The organism is Pectobacterium fontis, from assembly GCF_000803215.1.
Classification (GTDB): domain Bacteria; phylum Pseudomonadota; class Gammaproteobacteria; order Enterobacterales; family Enterobacteriaceae; genus Pectobacterium; species Pectobacterium fontis.
The window spans coordinates 44,901-61,068 of the sequence record NZ_JSXC01000028.1; the positions used below are offsets into that span (position 1 = coordinate 44,901).

Below are 16,168 nucleotides of genomic sequence, written 5' to 3' on the forward strand. Positions count from 1 at the left end.
TGAAGGTAAAAGTATGACGAATAAAGTGGTCAAGATAGGGGATATCCCGGTTGCCAATGATCTGCCTTTTGTGCTGTTTGGTGGCATGAATGTTCTTGAATCACGCGATCTGGCGATGCGCATTTGTGAGCATTACGTCACGGTCACGCAGAAATTGGGCATTCCTTACGTGTTCAAGGCGTCATTCGATAAGGCTAACCGCTCCTCGATTCACTCTTACCGTGGCCCCGGTTTGGAAGAAGGGATGAAAATCTTCCAGGAGTTGAAACAAACCTTTGGCGTAAAAATTATTACTGACGTGCATGAGTCGCATCAGGCGCAGCCCGTTGCGGATGTGGTTGATGTGATCCAGCTTCCTGCGTTTTTAGCCCGTCAAACCGATCTGGTCGAAGCGATGGCGAAAACCGGCGCGGTGATCAACGTGAAAAAACCACAATTTGTCAGCCCTGGCCAGATGGGGAACATTGTCGATAAGTTCATCGAAGGTGGTAATGATCAGGTGATTCTGTGCGATCGCGGCAGCAACTTTGGTTACGACAATCTGGTTGTTGATATGCTGGGCTTCAATGTTATGAAGCAGGCCTCCAAGGGGTCGCCAGTGATTTTTGACGTTACACATGCGCTACAGTGTCGCGACCCGTTTGGTGCCGCGTCCGGTGGTCGTCGTGGGCAGGTGACTGAACTGGCTCGTGCCGGTATGGCCGTGGGTCTGGCCGGGTTATTTATTGAAGCTCACCCTGATCCTGCTAACGCGAAGTGCGATGGCCCATCCGCGCTGCCGCTGGATAAACTGGAGCCGTTCCTGCAACAGATCAAAGCGATTGACGATCTGGTGAAAAGCTTCCCGGAACTGGATACCAGCAAGTAATCCTGTATGTAGTGGATTGATGACTGACGTAAAAAAGTAGAGAACGTTTTCCAACGTCGCTTGCGACGGCCCGCAGGGTAGTGGGCAGGAAGCTTGCCATAAAAAAACCCGCGATAACGCGGGTTTTTTCGTTTATAGCGTTTGTGGTTTCTACCACGCAGTGCGATCGCCGTTATTTATAGAGATCGGCGCTAATCGTCATGTTGTTGCCTTTGCCTTCCCACTGCCTGGTGATGTGGTAGTATTTGGCACCTTTCTCGCCCGCGCGTTTAGCAACGGCTTCTGATACCTGTGTCATATTAGTGTAGTTGCCACGGAACTGAATCGAATCGAAAGGCACCATCTGTGCTGCCGTTGCGTTGTTCAGTTCCTGAATTTTTGTGCCATCAGATAACGTTACCGTGTAACGTCCACCTTTTGACGACTGCGTTTCGAAAAAGTTACCGACGTTGCGACTAGGGCTGCCGGAGTTGGCAACACCAGGGATTTCTACCTTCGCGGCTTCTGCTCCACCAGCGGCCAGTGCGGCGCGACCAGCATCAGAATCCGCCGGAATCACGTCCGTGCTCTGCGTCTGGCGTTTTGGGGCGTCGGCTTTATAAATGTACGCGGTGACTTTCTGATTGGCACTATTCGAATTCACATCAATCTGACGGACGATGTAGAACGAATCAGCATTTTTCTCTTTTGCCGCTTTTGCAATAGCATCGTTCACGTCTGGCTGACTGCGGAAGAATCCACTCACCGTGACGGTGTCATACGGCTCCAGTCCGTAAGCCACGGCTTTCGGCAACTCTTTTACGCCGTAGAACGTGCGGAATTGAGCGTCTTGATTCGCTTTTGGCGCATCTTTGCGATATAGGTCGACAGTGACATTCCAGTTTCCGCTCGAATTAGCGTCATCCATCGCTTGCACATAGAAAGAGTCGGCACCCATTTTATCGGCGCGTTTTGAGGCCGCGGCTACCGCTTCATTGATCGCATTAAAACGACCTTTAAACGTAATTCGCTCAAAGGGTTGCAGTGATTCAGCCTGTTGTGGCGTAAGTTCCTGTGCAGCCTGCGCTGAAAATGCCGAGAGTGATAACAATAATGTAGATGCAATAACAGTAGTCTTCAGCTTCATAAAGATCCTTTCGCCTTCCTGCAACTCGAATTATTTAAGGTATAGCAATCAACCTATAACGGAATAGGGCCGATTATCGCACGGAATAAATTCTTGTGCTTTAGCATTTTCAGCGGGACTGAAAAGCCGTGGCGCTTGGGGTGGGAACAAGAAAAGTGCTAATAATAACGGTTAATGATTGCTTTGCCATCATAAGGGATATTTATATGATTTATCATATTAACAACCTTGTAACACGTCGTTTTTGTGAAATAACGCTGAAAAATACTTCTGTAATAATGCTACAAAAAGCAGAGAAGAGCATGATTTTCGACCAAGAAAGGCAAGTAGAACCTGTAATAACTCGGCTTTTCTGTGAAATTCATTTTATTTATGGATCATCGATCACATTTTCAGTACGTTATAAATGAGTTCGCCTACAGTGAGACGCCCCAAAAAAGCGTGTGGCAAGAAGATGATAAGAGTCTCTTCCTACCGCGTAAATGCGGGGATACAGGGTGCAGCAGGTCTCGGCGAATTCGTATAACAGAGTAGGGTGAAAATAATAACCTTCGTTAAAAATAAGCGAAAAGGGTATCAGTATGCGTATTGGTGTACCAAGAGAACGGTTGGCCAATGAAGCCCGTGTTGCAGCAACGCCGAAAACGGTTGAACAACTGCTGAAACTGGGTTTTACGGTCGCGATAGAACGTGAAGCGGGAAAACTGGCAAGTTTTGACGACGCCGCATATGAAGAAGCTGGTGCGTCGATTGTTGACAGTTCGGAAGTCTGGCAATCCGATATCGTCCTGAAGGTAAATGCACCGCAGGATGATGAAATCGAATTGACCCGTGCGGGCAGTACGGTTGTCAGCTTTATCTGGCCTGCGCAGAATCCGGCACTGCTGGAGAAACTGGCAGCCCGTCAGGTGACGGTGATGGCGATGGATTCCGTGCCGCGTATTTCGCGCGCGCAGTCACTCGATGCGCTTAGCTCGATGGCTAACATCGCGGGCTATCGTGCCATCGTTGAAGCCGCTCATGAATTTGGCCGTTTCTTTACCGGACAGATTACTGCGGCGGGTAAGGTTCCTCCTGCCAAAGTCATGATTATCGGCGCTGGCGTGGCTGGTTTGGCTGCGATCGGTGCCGCAGGCAGTCTGGGAGCCATCGTTCGTGCTTTTGATACCCGTCCTGAAGTCAAAGAGCAGGTTAAAAGCATGGGCGCCGAGTTCCTCGAACTCGACTTTGAAGAAGAAGCGGGCAGCGGTGACGGTTATGCCAAAGTCATGTCTGAAGCCTTTATCAAAGCCGAAATGGAACTGTTTGCCGCACAGGCGAAAGAAGTCGACATTATCGTCACGACCGCGTTGATCCCAGGTAAACCAGCTCCACGCCTGATCACCAAAGAAATGGTGCTGAGCATGAAGCCCGGTAGCGTGATTGTCGATTTAGCCGCACAAACGGGTGGTAACTGCGAACTGACCGTGGCCGATCGCGTCACCGTAACGGAAAACGGCGTCAAAATTATCGGTTACACCGATTTACCCAGCCGTCTGCCGACACAATCCTCGCAGCTTTATGGTACGAATCTGGTTAACTTGCTGAAATTACTCTGCAAAGAGAAGAACGGCGAGATCAATGTCGATTTTGACGATACCGTGATTCGCGGTGTGACCGTCGTGAAAGAAGGTGAGATCACCTGGCCAGCGCCGCCCATTCAGGTTTCAGCACAGCCACAGCAGGCAAAACCTGCCGCTGCGGTAGTGAAGGAAGAGGCGAAACCTGCGTCACCGTGGAAGAAATATGCGTTCCTCGCGATCGCTATTCTGCTGTTTGGCTGGCTGGCCGATGCCGCACCGAAAGAGTTCCTGTCTCACTTTACCGTTTTTGCGTTGTCCTGCGTCGTGGGCTATTACGTGGTCTGGAATGTCAGCCACGCATTGCACACGCCACTGATGTCGGTCACTAACGCGATATCAGGCATTATCGTTGTCGGAGCATTGTTGCAGATCGGCCACGGCGGATGGGTGTCGTTTTTCTCATTCATTGCCGTATTGATCGCCAGCATCAATATTTTCGGTGGTTTCACCGTGACTCAGCGCATGCTGAAAATGTTCCGTAAAAACTAAGGGGTAACACATGTCTGGTGGATTAGTAACTGCTGCATACATTGTTGCCGCAATTCTCTTCATTTTCAGTTTGGCGGGTTTGTCCAAGCACGAAACGTCGCAACAAGGGAACATCTTTGGTATCAGCGGGATGGCGCTTGCGTTGATCGCGACAATTCTGGGGCCTGATTCTGGCAACGTGGGTTGGATCATCGTGGCGATGGCAATCGGTGGGTCGATCGGTATTTATCTGGCGCGTAAGGTTGAAATGACCGAAATGCCCGAACTGGTCGCGATTCTTCACAGCTTTGTCGGCCTGGCCGCAGTACTGGTTGGTTTTAACAGCTTCCTCGATCACGGTGAGATCACCGATCCGGTGATGGTTAATATCCATTTGACGGAAGTCTTCCTGGGTATCTTCATCGGTGCCGTGACCTTCACAGGGTCGGTTGTCGCTTTCGGCAAACTGCGCGGTAAGATCTCATCCAAACCGCTGATGCTGCCACATCGCCATAAAATGAATCTGGCGGCGCTGGTGGTGTCCTTCCTGCTGCTGTTAGTTTTCGTCAATACGGGCAGCGTGGCATTACAGGTTCTTGCACTGATTCTGATGACGGCGATTGCGCTGGTATTTGGCTGGCATCTGGTTGCCTCGATTGGTGGTGCCGACATGCCGGTCGTGGTTTCTATGCTGAACTCCTACTCCGGTTGGGCGGCCGCGGCGGCAGGCTTCATGCTGAGCAATGACCTGCTGATCGTAACCGGTGCGCTGGTGGGGTCGTCTGGTGCGATTCTGTCTTACATCATGTGTAAGGCAATGAACCGCTCCTTTATCAGCGTCATCGCCGGTGGTTTTGGTACGGACGGTGTGGCCTCCAGTGAGAGCGAAGAGGTTGGGGAATATCGTGAGGCTTCAGCGGAAGACGTGGCTGATTTGCTGAAGAATTCAACTTCGGTCATCATCACTCCGGGGTACGGCATGGCTGTAGCACAGGCGCAATATCCAGTGCATGACATCACCGCGAAACTGCGCGCGCGTGGTATCAACGTTCGCTTTGGTATTCACCCGGTTGCAGGGCGTTTGCCTGGTCACATGAACGTGCTGTTGGCAGAAGCGAAGGTGCCTTACGACATCGTGTTGGAAATGGATGAAATTAATGACGATTTCACCGATACCGACACCGTGCTGGTGATTGGCGCGAATGACACGGTTAACCCTGCCGCTCAGGAAGATCCACATAGCCCAATTGCTGGCATGCCTGTTCTGGAAGTGTGGAAAGCGCAAAATGTTATCGTGTTCAAGCGTTCCATGAATACCGGTTATGCTGGCGTGCAGAACCCACTGTTCTTTAAAGAGAATACGCAGATGCTGTTTGGCGATGCCAAAGACAGCGTTGAGGCGATTCTGAAAGCGCTGTAAGCGTCATCGATAGCCGATAACGAAAAGGGGCAAGTGTCGCCCCTTTTTTATATCCATAACAAATGCTAAAAATAATGCCAGCGCTGAGGCTGGCATTATTTGACCTGAACGTATGGCGCGATTAATTAGCTGTTATCGCCTTCTTCCTGTGTAATTGGCGAAACAAAATCATCGGGTTTAATCGCAAGCAGGTCGCACTTCAAATGATCAATCACATGCTCGACGGTGTTGCCGATAAAGGCTGCGGAGAGACCGGTTCGACCCAGCGACCCCAATACCACGACACCCGCCTGTAAATGCTCCGCCAGATCGGGAATCACTTCCTCTGGCAGACCCTTTTCTACGTGCGTTACGCGTTCATCGAGACTGAACTTCTGTCGTAGCGATTTCATGGCAATAAGGTGTTGCCCTCGAATCGCATCGTTGTAGACGCTGGGATCGAAATCGGGCAATTCAATCGCGATATTGATGGGGGTAACGGGGTAGGCACCAACCAGATGAACCTCGGTCTGATCAACCTGTTGAGCCAGTTCCAGCGTTTCTGATACCAGTTTGATATTGAGGGGATCGTGATAAGGGTCTTCGCTGGCCAGATTAACCGCAACCAATGCACGACCTTCGATCGGCCATGGCTGATCTTTTACCATCCACACAGGGCAAGGGCATTTGCGCAGTAACTGCCAGTCTGTTGGTGTAAAGATAACCGCTTCCAGCCGATCGTGCTGATGTGCCATTTTCAACAACAGGTCATGTTGCCCAGAAATCACTTCCCGAATAATGGCCTCAAAGGGTTTGTTGTGCCAGACCACTTTGATTTCTATCGAAACACCCGCTTCAAGGTAGTATTTGCACTGTTCCGCAATCCACTCGGTTCGCTGCTGAATAACGCCCTGACGCATTTCCACTCTTTCATCGGGGGAAAGCAACGTGGTCATTTCATAAGAGAAATCGTAAATCGGCAGAAACGCCTTGATACGGCCGCCAAGTCGCTGAACCAGATAAACCGCCCGACGCAGCGCTGGTTGGTCATCCTGATTTGGGTCAATAGCTACCAGTAAATTCTGATACTTTGCCATAGCTCCTCCAAACAGCTTTTACTCCACAGCGTGTAAATCAAGAGTACCGCAATGGAATCGATTTGGACAACAGAGATAAGCGATAGAATAAAAAAATAAGAAATATCACGAACAGCACGGTAAAGGGGGAGGAGACGTTGACGCCGAAACCGTAAAACGGTGGTAGCGTCAACAAGTTAGGCCAAAACGGTTATTTACGTGAGGATCCTGCTAATTCGGAAAGCGCATCAAGATTCTCTATCGTGATGTATTTCCCTTTCACTGCCAGCGTGCCGCTCTTCTGGAAACGTCCCAGCAGACGACTGATAGTTTCAACGGTGAGGCCGAGATAGTTACCTATATCACCACGCGTCATGGTCAGACGGAATTCACGCGGCGAGAAACCACGTTGAGCAAAACGGCGCGAGAGATTGTAGACGAATGCCGCCAGACGTTCTTCCGCGTTTTTCTTCGACAGCAGCAGGATCATGTCCTGATCGCCACGGATTTCACCGCTCATCAGACGCATCATCTGTTGACGCAGATTAGGCATTTTTCCTGAAAGATCATCCAGCGTTTCGAAAGGAATTTCGCAGACCATCGATGTTTCCAGCGCCTGAGCGAAACTTGGATGCTGAGCCGTACCGATAGCGTCAAAGCCAACCAAATCACCTGCCAGATGAAAGCCGGTGATCTGTTCGTCGCCTTGCTCCGTGATGGTATAGCTTTTTATCGTACCGGAACGGATGGCGTACAGCGATCTCAATTCATCGCCTGCTTTAAACAGCGCTTGCCCCTTTTGGATAGGCTTCTTCCTTTCAATGATGTTGTCGAGCTGATCAAGCTCGTGTTCATTCAGGGTGAAAGGGATGCATAGCTGACTGATACTGCAATCCTGACAGTGGATTGCACAACCGCCAGACTGGATGCGTCGGATAATTCGCTTTTCCGGGATCATAGGCTTTGCTCAGGCAATAATTGATATTGGTCAATTTTAACAGCTTTTATCGACCGTGATAAGACCGATAATCACAGGAATAGACCAATAAATAGTGAACTCACTATAATTTTTCTATTTTGCTGAGAAACATTCCGATATATAAACCCTGCGTGACAATATATTTTCGTCTATCACGTTAGCGAGCCGATTAACTCATTGGCTAATCCGAATCACTTATGCGGATAAGCAATTCGGAGGGCTGTCGTCTGTCGGGAGGGCGGAAATTATATCGGTAAACTATTTTGGCGGGGTAAAAAACCTTCGTGAGTCAGTAACCATTGCTTACGGTGAATGCCCCCCGCATAACCGGTCAGTGCGCCGCCAGTGCCGATGACACGATGGCACGGAACCACGATGCTGACAGGGTTTGAGCCGTTTGCCATACCGACGGCGCGCGCTGCGCCTGTGCGCCCGAGCAGCGTGGCAAGCTCACCGTAGGTGGTAATTTCTCCACACGGAATCCGACGCAATTCCCGCCAAACTTGCTGTTGAAACTCAGTCCCGATGGAAGCGACGGGCAGCGTATCAATAATCGTTAAGTCGCCATCAAAATAGCGTTGCAGGCAGTCTGTCAGACCACCAGGGTTATGGCGTGATTGTAACGAAAAGGGATCATTCCGATAACTGCGATTGAGCGAGCGAAATAAATCGTCCTCATATTCGCGCCACTCGACGGCACGCAAATGATTATTTTTATCAGCAATAATCAATAACTCCCCAAGCGGGGTTGCCATCGTGTCCTGAAAAAAAGTCTGCATAGTGATTCCTTACGCGTTGGTCGCTTGCTTGCATCTTTCATGAGTCACCAGGTGATTATCCAGCATCATCAGGTGGATTGAAAATAAAATACGAAGTATGCCGGGTGGAGAAGTGAAAGAAGGGGAACCCGGCACGATCGTCGTCCTGTGTCACTGCGACACCATTTTAGAGCGAATTCCGTTTGCATACGGACACTTAAGAGATCCACCTGAGCATGTAGGATGTGATATTCCTAATATTGTCAATAAAATCAAATGTTAATATGAAGTGAGCCAATTTGTATTTATGAGAGATGGAGCATGTGAATCTTCATTCTACTGCCAGATAACGTTATCACATGGCAATAATGTGAAGGTGAGCGTTGTTGGTATGTTCTATTTTTTATGGCAAAGACATAGCGTGTGGGTCGTGTTCTACGTTATTTAGAGGAAATGCGCAGCATGAAAAAGAAATATGCCGTAGTGGGAACCGGGGGGCGCGCAGGCCTTTATCTGGAGTCTATCGCCAGAGATTATCAAGAACAGGGGAAATTCGTTGCTTTTTGCGATACAAACCAGACTCGAATGAATTATGCCAACCAGATTGTCCATAAATTTGGTCACGATAATGTGGCGACATATCATGCCGAACAGTTTGAACAGATGATTGCGGAAACCCAGCCAGATATTGTGATTGTGACGTCGATAGACCGTACTCATCATAATTATATTATTCGGGCGATGGAATTAGGTTGTGATGTCATCAGTGAAAAACCGATGACGATTGACGAAGAAAAATGTCAGGCGATTATTGATGCGATTAATCGTACTGGGCGTAAATTACGGGTAACGTTTAATTACCGTTATGCGCCACATCACAGCAAAATTCGTGAACTCATTGCCGCCGGATTGATTGGTGAAGTTTATTCCGTGCATTTTGAGTGGCTGCTGAATACCGAGCACGGAGCAGATTATTTCCGACGCTGGCACCGGGACAAACGCAATAGCGGCGGGCTATTGGTGCACAAATCCACACACCATTTCGATCTGGTCAATTTCTGGCTGAATAGCGAACCAGAAACGGTTTATGCACAAGGCGATTTGCGTTTTTACGGTAAAGCCAATGCCGAAGCACGCGGCGTCAGCGCATTCTATTCGCGTTCACACAAAAGTGCTGTGGCCGAAAACGATCCCTTCGCGCTGCATATGAATCAAAGCGAACAACTGACAGCACTGTATTTAGATGCTGAACATGAAGACGGTTATTACCGTGATAAAAGTGTGTTCGATGACGGTATTAATATTGAAGATGTACTGGGTGTGATGGTGCGCTATAAAAGCAAAGCCATCATGACATACTCGCTAAATGCGTATTTACCCTGGGAAGGGTTGAATGTCGTATTTAATGGCAGCAAGGGCCGGTTAGAAATGAAACTGGTGGAAAAATCTTATGTAAACGGAGGCGGGCAAAAAGAGGATGAAGGTGCGCTTAATGAATGTGAAATAAAGATCTATCCGATGTTCGATGAGCCTTATGTCGTACCCGTTGAATTTAAAGCCGGTGGACACGGCGGCGGCGATCAGGTCATGTTAAACGATCTGTTTGGTACACCGGAACCCGATCCATTACATCGTGCAGCGGATTATCGTGACGGAGCCATGTCTATTTTAACCGGTATCGCCGCTAATCGATCATTACGCACCGAACTGCCAGTGAAAATAAGCGAACTGGCCGTTAATCTTAAAAGAGAGAATTAATCAGAGTCTCTGTCTGACGAATATTTCAGGCAGTCAGCGCTTTCGCATCCGTAGTACCGGTCTGTTTGCATGCAGCCAGACCAGTGGAAACCTCCGAATACTATTATAAGGGTTCTATTATGGCGAAAACACGGAACACATTACCTCACCTACTCTTACTCTGCGCCGCGCTTCCACTGGGCGCTGCATTTTCTCATTCTGCCGACGCTGCTGAGATCCGCATCTCCTGGTGGGGAGGCAATCAGCGGCACGAGGCGACGCTGGCGGCGATTAACGCATTTCAAAAAGCCAATCCGACCATTACCGTTAAAGCTGAATATGCTGGCTGGGACGGCTACCTTTCACGTCTTTCAACCCAGATGGCTGGGGGGCAAGAGCCGGATGTCATTCGTATTGACTGGAACTGGCTACCGCAATTTTCCCGCAATGGCGACGGCTTTTATGATTTGAATAAACAAAAAGATATTCTGGGGCTGAGCGATTTTCCGGCTAACTACCTGAAAACGTCGGACGTACAAGGGAAGCTGCAAGGCTTGCCGATTTCGATGACGTCCCGCAGCATGATCTACAATAAAACCACCTGGGACAAGGCGGGCGTTGCTTACCCGAAAACCTGGGATGAATTGTTTGCCGCAGGCCCGGTGTTTAAGCAAAAACTGGGGGATAATTATTACCCGCTCGGTGTTGCTCAGGGATCCAGCGATGTGCTGGATATGCTCACGCTTGGCCGTAGCTATATGGCACAAAAATATGGCATCGACCTGATCGATGAAAAGAAACAGAGTATTGCTTATAGCCGCGATCAGGTACGGGAGCTTTTCGGTTTTTACAAAAAGCTGGTTGATTCTCATGTGATACCCGATCAGCGTTATTTCTCTTCGTTCGGGCGCACTAACGTCTATGAAATCCGCCCCTGGATTAACGGTGAACTCGCGGGCATGTATCTGTGGGATTCCGCTATCTACACCTATTCCAGCAACATGCCGAAAGAGACGGTGCTGGAAACGGGGCCGTTTATCACGATGCCAGGTGCTAAAGATTCGGGGCTGACCACCAAGCCGTCTTCTCTGTTCGCGATTAGCAAGAACAGTAAGTATCCCAAAGAAGCGGCGATGCTGATGAGTTTTATGCTAAGTAATCCAGAAGGCGTGAAGGCAGTCGGGTTACAAAACGGGATGCCAGCCAACCCGAAAGCGCAAAAACTGTTGGAAGAGATTGGCGTGATCAACTCTGGCAACCTGTTAGCAAATGCCTATCGGGCGGCAGCGGAACAACCCGCGTCTAAAGTGCCTGTGTCACCTTTTATGGAAAATCAGGAGTTAGTCCAGTTGTGGACAACCAGTCTGCAAAAACTGGACTACGGCAATGGCGAAGTGAACAACGTTGCTGACGATTTCCTGAGCGGTGCCAATCGAATATTAAAACGCGCTATCCGATAACTAACGACGGTTAATGTGCGATGCCGTGCTACGAAGGATATACGGCATCGCACGTCTTCTTACTTAATCACACCACATGCCATTTTTGCTCCACCACCGCCTAATCGCTTTTTATTCATGGTCTTTCCGCAGTGAGTTGTACCGTGCTAATGGTGCGTGCGCGAAAGCCCGCTTCACAATAGCAAAGGTAAAACACCCACAGGCGCTGGAAAGATTCATCAAAGCCCTGAGTATTCAGCGTATGCCACTGCTGATAAAAACGCTTCCGCCATTCGCTGAGGGTGCGGGCATAGTCCTGACCGATATCAAACAGATCGCGGGTGATAAAATCGGTATGCCGCGTCATGGTCGTGGTCATTGCCGTGACCGAAGGCAGAAAACCGCCGGGGAAAATGTAGCGTTGGATAAAATCAACGTTACGACAGTAATGGCTGTAACGCTGGTCGGCAATGGTGATTGCCTGAAGCACCATACGGCCTTGTGGACGCAGCAATTGCTGGCAACGCTTGAAGAAGGTGGGTAAATAGGCTTTTCCGACTGCTTCGATCATTTCGACCGACACCAGCTTGTCATACTGACCTGTCAACGCGCGGTAATCCTGTAGCAGCACCGTCACTCTATGGCTCAGGCCTGCTTGCTGAATGCGCTCAACCGCGTAGTCATACTGCTGTTGCGACAGCGTGGTGGTGGTGACGTAACAGCCATATTCACGGGCGGCCAGTTCGGCTAATCCCCCCCAGCCGGTGCCGATTTCCAGTAAATGATCCGTTTCACAGAGCGCCAACTGTTCGCAGAGACGGCGCAGCTTGGCGCGCTGTGCATCTTCCAGCGTCATTTCGGGTTGCTGATACCAGGCGCTGGAGTAGAGCATCTCGCTATCGAGAAAGCTGCGGTAAAAATGGTTGCCCAGATCGTAGTGAGCGGCGATATTTTTCTGCGCCTGCTGTGGGCGGTTACGGCGACACCAGTGGATAAATCGATGAAATGGCCCCGTCAACCAGCCAAAACGCGTTTCAAGCGTATCGACTAACGCCTGATTTTGCGCCAAAAGCTGGAGAACGAGCGTGAGGTTGGTTGAGCTCCAGTCACCATCGATATAGCTTTCGCCAGCAGCGATGCTTCCACCCAGTAAGACGCGGCGATAAACGCGATGGTTATGTATCGTGATTTCACCTTGCAGCGTCGCGTGTTGATCCCCGAATAACGTTTCATTGCCTTCTGGTTCACGAAGGCGCAATCCTCCGCCGTCTATTCGACTAAGCAGAAGAAACACCATTTTTTTGGCCCGAGCATAGCGAGCGGTATTGCTCGGGTGACGCACCAACTGTGTTTCCGTTGAACTCATGGGGTGTCCTTTTTTCCAGACTGCGGATGAGGATAAACGGGCGAGCGTTTAATCCACAGTTTCAAAGCCTGCCAATAGATGGTGCAGGCGGTTTTCATCGTCATTAACGGCAGAGACCAAAGCTGAGTACGCAGAGTGGCGCGAGTGAGTGGCTGACGATGCAGCACCAGCGTCGCATCAAACTCGCGTCCTTGTCGGTGGTTCTCAATGTGGATCCTCAGACGCGCGTCGGGCGGCGTGAGTCGCCAGTGATACACCATCTCCATCGGGTTAAAAGGCGACACATGAAACGCTTTAGAAACAGGCGTAGAACCATCGGGGACGACGGCATAAGTATGACGTTCGTTCCAGGGGGTATTGCGCACTTCTGCCAATAACCAGCGTAGTTCGTTATGCTCATCGTACAAATAATAGAAATTGACCGGATTGAAATAACAGCCCAGATAGCGTAGCTGACACAGCAGTAAAACTTTCCCCGTGAGGTGTTCACCGGTCAGTTCTGCAATCCGATCCTGCGCTTTGGTTTTGATATCGCCGCCACCGAGGTAATCACCGCGACAAAATGACGCAGGGGAAAAACGCTCCAGCGCAATCCCCGCATGCGGCAAGGCGGGGATCTCATCTAAATCAATTAACGTCATGAATAATGCATAGTCAAAACGATGTGTGACGGGCGTAAAGCGTCGATGGCGAACCTTACCCACATACAGAGCGCTATTCATATGGCACGCTCTGGGCAATCTGACTCACGACATCCAGTGCGCTTCTTACGCCATCCTCATGAAAACCGTTGTACCAATAAGCACCACAAAACCAGCTTCGGTTGTGCCCATTAATACGTTCACGCTGCTGTTGGTGCTCTGTCGTCTGTTGAGTAAACACCGGGTGATGATAAATCGCGTGGTGCAGTATTTTATTCGGGTCGATGTCCTGCTGAGGGTTCAGTGAGACACAGAAGGTCGTGGATGAACGAATACCTTGCAGAATGTTCATGTTATAGGTCACGGAGGCACGCACGCGGCTAAACGCCTGATCGACTGGCAGGCGGTAATTCCAGCTCGCCCATGCCCGCTGGTTATGGGGCAGAAGCTGGGTGTCGGTATGCAAAATCACGCGGTTAGGTTGGTAGCGTATGCCACCGAGGATACGCTGCTCATCGGGCGTACTCGTTTCCAGCAGCGCCAGTGCCTGATCGGAGTGGCAGGCAAAAATAACCTGATCAAATTGATACGCCTGACTGGCGGTATGCACAGTAACACCTTTATCATCGCGTATGACCTGATTGACGGGCGTCTGGATATGGATTGTCACCCGATCGCGGATACGCTCGGCGAGTCGCCGCACATACTCCCGTGAACCACCGGGCACCACCATCCATTGCGGGCGATTAACCAAATCCAATAACCCGTGATGGTTGAAGAAAGTCAGGAAAAGCGATAGAGGAAAATGGCGCATATCCTCAAGCGATGACGACCAGATCGCCGCGCCCATTGGCAAAAGATAGTGCTGGGCAAAGAACGGCGAGAATCTTTCCTGCTGCAACAAATGGCGTAGCGTCAGCCCCTGGTAATCGCCGTTGGCAAGATACTGCTTACACACGCGGTTAAAGCGCACAATCTCCGCAACAAAACGATAAAAACTGAGGCGGAACAGGTTGCCGCGCTGGGCGAATAGCGTGTTTAACGTATGCCCGTTATATTCCAGACCAGAAACGGGATTACTGACCGAGAAGCTCATTTCGGTGGGCTGGCCAGTTAATTCCAGTTCATCCAGTAATGCAATAAAATGGGGATAGGTCCGTTCATTGTAGACAATAAATCCCGTATCGATGGCGTAGGGGACGTCATCCTGAACGACATCGACCGTTGCCGTGTGGCCCCCCAGATAATCGTTCGCCTCAAATACCGACACCTGAAAGCGATCGGATAACTTGAATGCGCAGGTTAAGCCAGAAATGCCGCTGCCAATAATGGCAATCTTCATACGTTTTACCTTACTAACCGGCTGGCGAGCAGACGTTGCCATGACTGTGGGAGAACAGAAATCACGTTGAGCAAGAGCGCAAAGCGCAGAGGAAAGGCGATCTCGCGTTTTTTCTTTGCCAGACCACGGCGAATAGCCTCCGAAGCTTGCGACACAGAAATCAGCATCGGCATCGGAAAGTCATTACGTGCGGTGAGCGGGGTATCGACAAAACCGGGCAGGATCAGCGACACGGTAATATGGCGAGACTGCAAATCCAGCGCCAGGCTGCGGGCGAAATAGGCCAGCGCCGCCTTTGAGGCACCATAAGCCTCCGCTCTTGGCAGCGCAACGAGGCTGGCGGTCGAGCCAACCAGCGCCAGATGGCTACCGTTGGCAAGCTGTGGCAATAACACCGACAGGCAATTCACCGGGCCGATCACGTTGGTTGTCAGCACCCGACGGATTTTTTCCGCGTCAACGACGCCGTTATCCAGATATTCGCAGGTTCCTGCACTGAGAATCACCAAATCGGTTGTGACGCTGCCCAACGCCTGCTGCGTATCCGCCAGGTTCGTCATGTCAAATGCTGCCGTACTAATGGTTGGGAAGGCAGCGGTTAATGCGTGAAGCCGCTGTTCATCACGACCACAGGCGAGCACATCCCAGCCGTCGCTGGCATAATCCAGTGCCAGTTGCTGGCCAATTCCAGAGCTGGCCCCGGTGATCAATACACGTTTCATGTCTGCATTCTTGATTTCAGGTAACGGATAAGCGAACCAAGCAGAGGGATATGCTGATAAAGCATGTCGCCCATATCGTAATAGTCACGGTGGTAGATTACTTTGTTGTCGGCGAAGAGCAGGTGGCTACAGCCAGCTAATGTCAGCGGCGCATTACGCTTTAACGACGGGTGTGCATAGTGCATCGTCCAGAACATCATTGCACCGCCGCGGAAAGTGTGGACATCGGCGATCTTGAACTGACAGTAGCTCATCTTGTCGAGTGAATGAGAAAAGTAGCGATGTAAAGCATTCAACCCATGATGGCTGGAAATGGGGTCGATAAAGTGAATATCCTGATGATAGATATCACCCAGATCCGTTAATCTTTTGGCTGTTAGATCTCGATAAAATGCCTTTATTCTCAGCAGAATAGGTTCGTATTCGTCGTTCTCTACCGAGATGTCGTCTTCCTCACGCGCTTTTTCTATCGTCATCACCACTCCTGTTAAGGTCACCCACGTCCACGCAGTGGAGATGGCTAACAGATAGAGGAACGTCAACGCTTATTAATTGAAAGATATCAATTTAGGTATAGATTGAATCCACCGTTCGTCAAATAAGATTTTGAGGAACGGCAAGGGCG

At 50.1% G+C, this 16,168-nt stretch carries 14 protein-coding genes; 5 read left to right on the forward strand and 9 right to left on the reverse strand.

Features of this window, described 5'->3' with window-relative positions; genetic code table 11:
* The first annotated feature begins 13 nt into the window (after positions 1 to 13).
* On the forward strand, positions 14 to 868 hold the full coding sequence (gene kdsA, locus OI69_RS09030; RefSeq protein WP_039349029.1) for a 3-deoxy-8-phosphooctulonate synthase: 855 nt from the start codon (positions 14 to 16) through the stop codon (positions 866 to 868).
* A 172-nt stretch (positions 869 to 1,040) separates the two neighbouring features.
* Here kdsA and ydgH read toward each other — a convergent pair whose 3' ends face one another.
* Positions 1,041 to 1,994 (reverse strand): DUF1471 family protein YdgH, encoded by a 954-nt coding sequence (gene ydgH, locus OI69_RS09035; protein WP_039349032.1) that lies wholly within the window; start codon positions 1,992 to 1,994, stop codon positions 1,041 to 1,043.
* A 581-nt stretch (positions 1,995 to 2,575) separates the two neighbouring features.
* Between ydgH and pntA the strand changes: the two genes are divergently transcribed.
* Positions 2,576 to 4,105 (forward strand): Re/Si-specific NAD(P)(+) transhydrogenase subunit alpha, encoded by a 1,530-nt coding sequence (gene pntA, locus OI69_RS09040; protein ID WP_039349035.1) that lies wholly within the window; start codon positions 2,576 to 2,578, stop codon positions 4,103 to 4,105.
* A gap of 10 nt (positions 4,106 to 4,115) precedes the next feature.
* On the forward strand, positions 4,116 to 5,504 hold the full coding sequence (pntB, locus tag OI69_RS09045; RefSeq protein ID WP_039349038.1) for a Re/Si-specific NAD(P)(+) transhydrogenase subunit beta: 1,389 nt from the start codon (positions 4,116 to 4,118) through the stop codon (positions 5,502 to 5,504).
* A gap of 125 nt (positions 5,505 to 5,629) precedes the next feature.
* On the opposite strand, the gene uspE is transcribed toward pntB, so the two are convergent.
* The 3 genes from uspE to ogt all read right to left on the reverse strand — a co-directional run bounded on the left by uspE (position 5,630) and on the right by ogt (position 8,317).
* The gene (gene uspE, locus OI69_RS09050; protein WP_039349042.1) at positions 5,630 to 6,580 is read right to left on the reverse strand and encodes a universal stress protein UspE; all 951 of its coding nucleotides are present in this window, start codon (positions 6,578 to 6,580) and stop codon (positions 5,630 to 5,632) included.
* A 190-nt stretch (positions 6,581 to 6,770) separates the two neighbouring features.
* Positions 6,771 to 7,517: a fumarate/nitrate reduction transcriptional regulator Fnr gene (fnr, locus tag OI69_RS09055; RefSeq protein ID WP_010274971.1), complete on the reverse strand. Its 747-nt coding sequence runs from the start codon at positions 7,515 to 7,517 to the stop codon at positions 6,771 to 6,773.
* A 266-nt stretch (positions 7,518 to 7,783) separates the two neighbouring features.
* A complete protein-coding gene (gene ogt / locus OI69_RS09060) occupies positions 7,784 to 8,317 on the reverse strand; it encodes a methylated-DNA--[protein]-cysteine S-methyltransferase (RefSeq protein WP_039349045.1) in 534 nt (177 codons plus the stop codon).
* A 441-nt stretch (positions 8,318 to 8,758) separates the two neighbouring features.
* Between ogt and OI69_RS09065 the strand changes: the two genes are divergently transcribed.
* Together OI69_RS09065 and OI69_RS09070 are read left to right on the forward strand one after the other, a co-directional pair.
* Positions 8,759 to 10,054, forward strand: coding sequence for a Gfo/Idh/MocA family oxidoreductase (locus OI69_RS09065; RefSeq protein WP_039349048.1), 1,296 nt, complete (start codon positions 8,759 to 8,761; stop codon positions 10,052 to 10,054).
* A gap of 119 nt (positions 10,055 to 10,173) precedes the next feature.
* The gene (locus OI69_RS09070) at positions 10,174 to 11,493 is read left to right on the forward strand and encodes an ABC transporter substrate-binding protein (protein ID WP_039349051.1); all 1,320 of its coding nucleotides are present in this window, start codon (positions 10,174 to 10,176) and stop codon (positions 11,491 to 11,493) included.
* Between the two features lie 115 nt (positions 11,494 to 11,608).
* Here the strand turns inward: OI69_RS09070 and OI69_RS09075 are convergent, their stop codons facing one another.
* Genes OI69_RS09075 through OI69_RS09095 form a run of 5 tightly spaced genes read right to left on the reverse strand, consistent with a single transcriptional unit; the run spans position 11,609 to position 16,019 of the window.
* Entirely contained in the window at positions 11,609 to 12,838 is a 1,230-nt protein-coding gene (locus tag OI69_RS09075) for an SAM-dependent methyltransferase (protein ID WP_039349054.1), read from the reverse strand.
* Complete coding sequence (locus OI69_RS09080) at positions 12,835 to 13,560, reverse strand: DUF1365 domain-containing protein (RefSeq protein ID WP_039349058.1); 726 nt, start codon at positions 13,558 to 13,560, stop codon at positions 12,835 to 12,837. Before OI69_RS09080 ends, OI69_RS09075 begins: the two co-directional genes overlap by 4 nt.
* Positions 13,553 to 14,821, reverse strand: a complete 1,269-nt coding sequence (locus tag OI69_RS09085; protein WP_039349061.1) for an NAD(P)/FAD-dependent oxidoreductase — start codon at positions 14,819 to 14,821, stop codon at positions 13,553 to 13,555. Before OI69_RS09085 ends, OI69_RS09080 begins: the two co-directional genes overlap by 8 nt.
* A 5-nt stretch (positions 14,822 to 14,826) precedes the next feature.
* Positions 14,827 to 15,543, reverse strand: coding sequence for an SDR family NAD(P)-dependent oxidoreductase (locus tag OI69_RS09090; RefSeq protein ID WP_039349063.1), 717 nt, complete (start codon positions 15,541 to 15,543; stop codon positions 14,827 to 14,829).
* Positions 15,540 to 16,019: a nuclear transport factor 2 family protein gene (locus tag OI69_RS09095; protein ID WP_039349066.1), complete on the reverse strand. Its 480-nt coding sequence runs from the start codon at positions 16,017 to 16,019 to the stop codon at positions 15,540 to 15,542. The genes OI69_RS09090 and OI69_RS09095 overlap by 4 nt, the downstream gene beginning before the upstream one ends.
* Positions 16,020 to 16,168 lie beyond the last annotated feature (149 nt).